General features: G+C 73.4%; 5 protein-coding genes. All 5 read right to left on the bottom strand.

The window, feature by feature from the left end; genetic code table 11:
- Window positions 1-140 precede the first annotated feature (140 nt).
- The 5 genes from moeZ to ACFCXS_RS00025 all read right to left on the bottom strand — a co-directional run bounded on the left by moeZ (window position 141) and on the right by ACFCXS_RS00025 (window position 6133).
- Window positions 141-1319, bottom strand: a complete 1179-nt coding sequence (moeZ, locus tag ACFCXS_RS00005; protein WP_104777511.1) for an adenylyltransferase/sulfurtransferase MoeZ — start codon at window positions 1317-1319, stop codon at window positions 141-143.
- A 63-nt stretch (window positions 1320-1382) separates the two neighbouring features.
- Entirely contained in the window at window positions 1383-2132 is a 750-nt protein-coding gene (locus ACFCXS_RS00010; protein ID WP_376640303.1) for a spherulation-specific family 4 protein, read from the bottom strand.
- Window positions 2120-3079, bottom strand: coding sequence for an NAD-dependent epimerase/dehydratase family protein (locus ACFCXS_RS00015; protein ID WP_376640305.1), 960 nt, complete (start codon window positions 3077-3079; stop codon window positions 2120-2122). Before ACFCXS_RS00015 ends, ACFCXS_RS00010 begins: the two co-directional genes overlap by 13 nt.
- 160 nt (window positions 3080-3239) lie before the next feature.
- The gene (locus ACFCXS_RS00020; RefSeq protein ID WP_376640307.1) at window positions 3240-4388 is read right to left on the bottom strand and encodes a hypothetical protein; all 1149 of its coding nucleotides are present in this window, start codon (window positions 4386-4388) and stop codon (window positions 3240-3242) included.
- Window positions 4388-6133, bottom strand: coding sequence for a DUF3492 domain-containing protein (locus ACFCXS_RS00025; RefSeq protein ID WP_376640308.1), 1746 nt, complete (start codon window positions 6131-6133; stop codon window positions 4388-4390). Before ACFCXS_RS00025 ends, ACFCXS_RS00020 begins: the two co-directional genes overlap by 1 nt.
- Between the last annotated feature and the right edge of the window lie 170 nt (window positions 6134-6303).

Raw genomic sequence — 6303 nt, forward strand, 5'->3', positions numbered from 1 at the left:
CCCCACTGTTTGTGTCCCCCTTTTGGGTTTGGGGGGTGGTGGGTGGCGTGTTCCTTGTTCTGCTGGTGGGGGGGGGGGGGGGGGCCCGCGGCCGCCCCCCCCCCCCCCCCCGCCGCTCGGGAAGCGAGGCCGGATAAGGCTCAGTACACCGGCTTGGACGGCTCGATCTGGTTGACCCAGCCGATCACACCGCCGCCGACGTGCACCGCGTCCGAGAAGCCCGCGGACTTCAGCACCGCGAGGACTTCCGCACTGCGGACACCCGTCTTGCAGTGCAGGACGATCTTCTTGTCCTGCGGGAGGCTCTCCAGGGCGGTGCCCATGAGGAACTCGTTCTTCGGGATCAGCCGGGCGCCCGGGATGGAGACGATCTCGTACTCGTTCGGCTCACGGACGTCGATGATGTCGATGCTCTCGCCGTCGTCGATCCACTCCTTGAGCTGCTTGGGAGTGATCGTGGAGTCGGCGGCCGCCGCCTGGGCCTCCTCGGACACGACGCCGCAGAAGGCCTCGTAGTCGATGAGCTCGGTGACGGTCGGGTTCTCGCCGCAGACCGCGCAGTTCGGGTCCTTGCGGACCTTGACCTGGCGGTACTGCATCTCCAGGGCGTCGTAGATCATCAGTCGGCCGACCAGCGGGTCGCCGATGCCGGCGAGCAGCTTGATGGCCTCGTTGACCTGGATGGAGCCGATGGACGCGCACAGCACGCCCAGGACGCCGCCCTCGGCGCAGGAGGGGACCATGCCGGGGGGCGGGGGCTCCGGGTACAGGCAGCGGTAGCAGGGGCCGTGCTCGGACCAGAAGACGGACGCCTGGCCGTCGAAGCGGTAGATCGATCCCCAGACGTACGGCTTGTTCAGCAGCACGCACGCGTCGTTGACGAGGTAGCGGGTCGCGAAGTTGTCCGTACCGTCGACGATCAGGTCGTACTGGCTGAAGATGTCCATCACGTTGTCGGCCTCGAGCCGCTCCTCGTGAAGGATCACGTTCACGTACGGGTTGATGCCCTTGACGCTGTCGCGGGCCGACTCGGCCTTGGGGCGGCCGATGTCGGCCTGGCTGTGGATGATCTGGCGCTGCAGGTTCGACTCGTCGACCTCGTCGAACTCCACGATGCCGAGGGTGCCGACGCCCGCGGCGGCCAGGTACATCAGCGCCGGCGAGCCCAGGCCGCCGGCGCCCACACACAGCACCTTGGCGTTCTTCAGCCGCTTCTGCCCGTCCATCCCGACGTCGGGGATGATCAGGTGGCGGGAGTACCTGCGGACCTCGTCTACGGTGAGCTCGGCAGCCGGCTCGACCAGGGGTGGCAGCGACACGGGGACTCCGTTGGTCGGTCAATCACTACGGTTGTTCTCCCCGTAACAGTGCCATGCGCTTTTTCATTCCGAGACACCTGTTCCGACACGCGAGACGAATTCGTCCCAGTAGCCGGGCATGGCCTCCCAGGGGTCGCTGTGGCCGCCCTCGTCCGTGTGGTCGGTGATCCAGACCGTCGCGGCGCCCTGCCACCGGGCGATGCGCAGTGCCTCGGCCAGGTGGGGGCGCGGCACGCCGTGGACGAAGTGGCAGAAGCGCTCGGGCGCGTGGTCGGCGGTCCACTCCGCCACCTGCGACCAGCGGTAGTCGCTCCAGGGGCCGGAGAAGGTGACCAGCTGGTCGGCGAGCTCGACGTAGCCGGGGTGCGGGTGGATGCCGTGGCCGAGGACGATGTGGGCAGCGTCACGGATCACACGCAGCGTGGCGACCGTGCGGCGGATCTCGGGCAGCCCCGCGTGGTCGGCGGGGCAGCGCTCCAGAAGGTAGCCGTCGACCTGGTACCAGTCGACGAAGCGGTGGGCGTCCGAGATCAGTTCGCCGAAGTTCCGGGTGCCGTACCGGGTGTCGAGGTGGCCGAGGACGCGGATGCCCGCATTGCGCAGGCGGCCGGCCGCCGCCAGGCAGTGCGGGTCGGGGCGCGCGCCGGGACCGTCGGCCACATTGAGGACCACCCAGTGCAGCGGGGTGCCGGGGCGGGTCAGCTCACCCCATTCGGTGGGGGCGAGGAGGGGGTGAGCGTAGCCGGGCACCCCGACGCCGGGGCGGAGTTCGGTGCCCGAGGTGCTCCGCCGGGATCTGGTCAGATGCGGCATGCCGCCTCCATCCAGATGTCGGCGAGGGACTCCTCCAGGCCGATCCGGGGACGCCAGCCGAGCCGGTCGCGCGCGGTGCGCACGTCGGCCTGCTGCCAGCTGCCGCAGCCGTCCGGGTACGGGTATGCGACGGGGGGCGCGTGGTCCGGGTCGGGGCGGGGGTGGCCGATGGCCGTGCGCAGGGCGCCGGGAGGCCCGTCGAGTTCGTGGAGGGCGCCGCCGTACCCGGCGACCCTGGCGAGGACCCCGGCGGCGTCGCGCAGGCGCACGGCGCGTCCGGAGCCGATGTTGATGACGCCCTGCGCGGCGGAGAGCGAGGCGGCGTGGACGGCACGGGCCACGTCGCGGACGTCGACGAAGTCGCGCTGGGCGCCGAGCCCGCCGAGTTTCAGCTCGCCGTCGCCGGACTGCATGGCCCGGCGCATGGCCTCGGCGAGACGGCCCAGTGGGGAGCCGGCGGGGGTGCCGGGCCCGGCCGGTGAGAAGACGCGCAGGACGACTGCGTCCAGGCCGGAGCCGAGGACCAGTTCGGTGGCGGCGAGTTTGCTGACGCCGTACGGACCGCCGGGCCGGGGCACCGCGTCCTCGGCGGTGGAGGAGCCGGGCTGGCTCGGGCCGTACTCCGCGCTGCAGCCGATCTGCACCAGCCGGGCTCCGCAGCCGCTGCGACGCAGGGCCTCGCAGACGGTGGCCACGGCGACGGTGTTGTGGCGGGCGAGCTCGCGGGCCCCGCCGCGGGTGGCGCCGGCGCAGTTGACGACGACACCCGGGTGGACCGCGTCGAGGAAGCGGGTGAGGGCGCCGGGGCTGCCCGAGGCGAGGTCGAAGCGGACGTCGGCGTCGTCGCCGCGGCCGAGGGCGGTGAGTTGCACGGCCGGGTCGGCGAGCAGGCGGTCGGCGACGAAGCGGCCGATGTAGCCGTTGGCTCCGATCAGCAGGACTCTCATCGCGCGGCTCCCCGGATCGCCGGGGTTCCTGGGTGGGTGGTCATGCGGGTTCTCCTAGAGGCGGAAAAGGAAGGGAAGGAAGGAAGGAAGGGAGGGAGGGAGGGAGAAAGGTGCACGGGCGCGCGTGCCTCCCGCGGCGGCGGGACCGGGTCGGCGGCGGTCACCGCGCGGGCTCCGGCGGTGCGTGGGCCGAGGCCCGGGTGAGCTTGCGGACCGTGTGGATCAGCAGGGCCAGGGCCGCCGCCCCGCAGGCGAGGGTGGGGATGCTGTCGGCGCCCCAGGTGGTGACGAGGGTTTCGACGGGGGTGACCAGGAAGCCGAGACCGGGCAGGCGGGAGGCGAAGACCGTGGCGAGGGCGAACGCCTCTGCCATGGCCGTCACGGTGAGGGCGACGGCGGGGGCATAGGTGAAACCGTGCGTGGTGAGGAGGCGGGCCAGGAACAGGAGCGCCCCCAGGGCGAGGGCCTGAGCGGAGGCGGACTCGCCGAGCACTGCCCCACAGAGGGCGAGCAGGGCCGCCAGGGCGCCCAGGAACAGGGCGAACGTGCCGAGCAGAAGGGGGCGCACGGCGGCGGCGAAGTCCTCCAGGCCGCGGCTGGAGGCGAGTTTGCGGCGGGCACGCACGCTGAGGAGGTGGGCGATCCAGGCGGCGGGCGCGCAGGCCAGGGCGAGAGCCAGGACGGGCGCGGCGGTGAGGGGCCAGGGGCCGTCGGGCGTGCCGGTGGGCAGGGTGTCGGGGCCTCCGGCGAGGGCGTTGCGGAGCAGGCCGTCGCCCAGGAGGGCGTAGAGGACGAGCCACAGGGTCCACGGGGTGGTCCTGCCGGGGGCTGCGCCCGGTCGCGGGCCGGGCCGGGCCGTGTCGGTCCTGCTCAGGGGCCCTCGGCGCAGGGCCGCGCGGAGCCCCAGGGCCACTGCGACGGCGCCGGCCGCGGCCGCGATCAGGCGCGGCTGCCCGTGGGTGAGGTGCACGGCGATCACGGCGGCGGCGCACAGCGCACCGGGCAGCAGGGTCAGGAGCGCCCAGCCGGCGCGCACCCGGGGAGGGGCGGGCGGGGCGGGCAGGGCTGCCTCCCCGTCCCGTGAGACCCGCGCGTACATCTCCTCGGCGAGGGAGAAGACGTCTCGGTGGCGGAAGCGGGCGGCGGTCCGGTCGGTGATGCCGTGCGCCTCCAGACCAGCGGCGATCTCCAAGGGGTCCACCGCGCGCTCGCACAGTTCACGGTGACGGTGCATCAGCGCCTTGACCGGGTCGGCGGCGCCCCGACGCGAGGCGCTTCCCGGACGGTCCAGTTCACCCAAGTCGCTCATCACGCACCCTCCGGGGCCGGGACGGGAGTGGTCGCCCGCACGGGGCCGCCCACCGCCCGGCCTGGGCCGCCGCGGGCGGCGGCGAGGCCGGGCGACGCGGCGGTCCAGCGGACGGGCACGTGTGCCTCGGCGGGCACCGCGAACGGCAGTGGCGCCCCCGCCCCGTCGAGGAGGACACGGCGGACGGGCGCGTGCGAGACGATCTCCAGGTAAATGCCGTGGAATGCCTCGATGTTCTGCTCGACCGTGAACAGTTCGAGGGCACGGGCGCGAGCGGCGGCGCCCAGGCGCGCACGGCGCTGAGGGTCGCGCAGCAGCGCCACGCACGCGTCGGCGAGCGCCCGCGGATTGCGCGGCGGCACGACGAGCCCGGTGCCGCCGATGACCTCCACGACCGCGCCGACGTCCGTCGACACCGTCGCCCGTCCGCAGAGCATGGCCTCGACGAGGCCGACGGGGAAGCCCTCGACCACGCTGGACAGGACGGTCACGGCGCCCGCGGCGTGGGCGTCGGCGACGGACGGGAGTTCAGGGCCGCCGATCTCCTCGAAGGACACCGGATTGTCGCCTGCCGCGTGCGGGCCCTCGGCCTCGTCGGGGAAGAGCTGGGCGGCCAGCGTCCTGCAGTGACCGAGGTAGGCGGCACCCTCGGGGCCGGTGGGGGCGCCCACGATGCGCAGTCGCGTCCTCGGCTCCTGCTTGCGCACCTCCGCGAAGGCGTGCAGCAACGAGACCAGGTCCTTGGCGGGCTCGACGCGGCCGACCCGGACGAGCGTGTACGGGTCCGCGCGGTCCGGGGACTCGCCCACCTCGGCGAAGGGCTGGGCCGCCATGCCGGGATAGACCGTGCGGAGCTTCTCGCGCTCGGCGCCGCAGCGCTCCTGCCAGCGGCGGGTGTGGGTGTTGCCGGCGGTGACGACCTCGGCCCGCCCGTAGGCCTCGGCCGCGAGCCGGCCCTGGAAGGCCGCCAGCAGGGACCGTACGGCGGGCGGGGCGTCGGGGGCCGTGAGGTAGTGCGTCCGCAGGCGCACGCCGTATTCGGTGACCATCAGGGGAACGCCGGTGAAGTGCAGGGCCAGCAGGCCGGGCAGGGCGGCCGTACCTCCGGACGCGGCGTGGCAGAGGTCGACCGCGCCGAGCCCGTCGTCCTCGTACCAGTCGAGGGAGAGGGGGCGCAGCGCGCGTTCGAGATGCGCGGTGACGGCGAGCAGATCCGGTACGCGCGCCTCGCGTGCCGCGCGGTGGGCGCCGGGCGCACGACAGGCGCGTTCCAGGGTGCGCACGGCGGTTTCCGACCGGAGCGCTCCCGTCAGTCCGCCCGCCTCTCGGGCGAGTTCGGCGAGCCCGTACAGCGCGTTGGCGAAACGGTCCGCCTCGGAGGTCGGCGCACTTCCCGAGAGTTGTTCGGCAGCGCTCGGCACGCCCCCGGCGGCAGGGGAGGCAGCTCCTCCCGGCCCTCCGCACAACACGGCGGCCAACTCTGCGAAGTGCTCGCTGAACCGCCGGCGTGCGCGGCGCCCGAGCACCACCTCGTCGTCCTCGGCCATCCACAGGGGCGCGGTGCGCACCCGGCGGACGTTCGGTGACAGCGGGACCCAGCCCTCGTCCTCCTGGTGCTCGCTGCGACTGAGCGCGTAGACGTCGAACTCGTGCTGGGCGAGCCCGCGCACCAGCCGGTCGCACCAGAGCCTGGCGTCACCGTTCACATACGGATAGCCACCCTCCGTAAGCAGTCCGATGCGCACGTGTGCACCCCCGATCTCCCGTATGGGGAGCCGCCGTTGCCCGGCGGCTCGCAGCGGGACGAACGTATGCGGACAAGGCGGTGGTGGGGGGGGGGGGCGGGCGGGCCGGCCCCGACAACCGACGCAAACACGACCCGCAGAGCGACATACAAAAAACCAACCACAACCGC

It is taken from the genome of Streptomyces sp. NPDC056373, assembly GCF_042262425.1.
In the GTDB taxonomy this organism is placed as follows: domain Bacteria; phylum Actinomycetota; class Actinomycetes; order Streptomycetales; family Streptomycetaceae; genus Streptomyces.

Bases quoted from the DNA above. Each gene is read 5' to 3' on its own strand.
- ACFCXS_RS00010 (WP_376640303.1), bottom strand. From the start codon at position 2,132: ATGCCGCATCTGACCAGATCCCGGCGGAGCACCTCGGGCACCGAACTC.
- ACFCXS_RS00015 (WP_376640305.1), bottom strand. From the start codon at position 3,079: ATGAGAGTCCTGCTGATCGGAGCCAACGGCTACATCGGCCGCTTCGTC.
- ACFCXS_RS00020 (WP_376640307.1), bottom strand. From the start codon at position 4,388: ATGAGCGACTTGGGTGAACTGGACCGTCCGGGAAGCGCCTCGCGTCGG.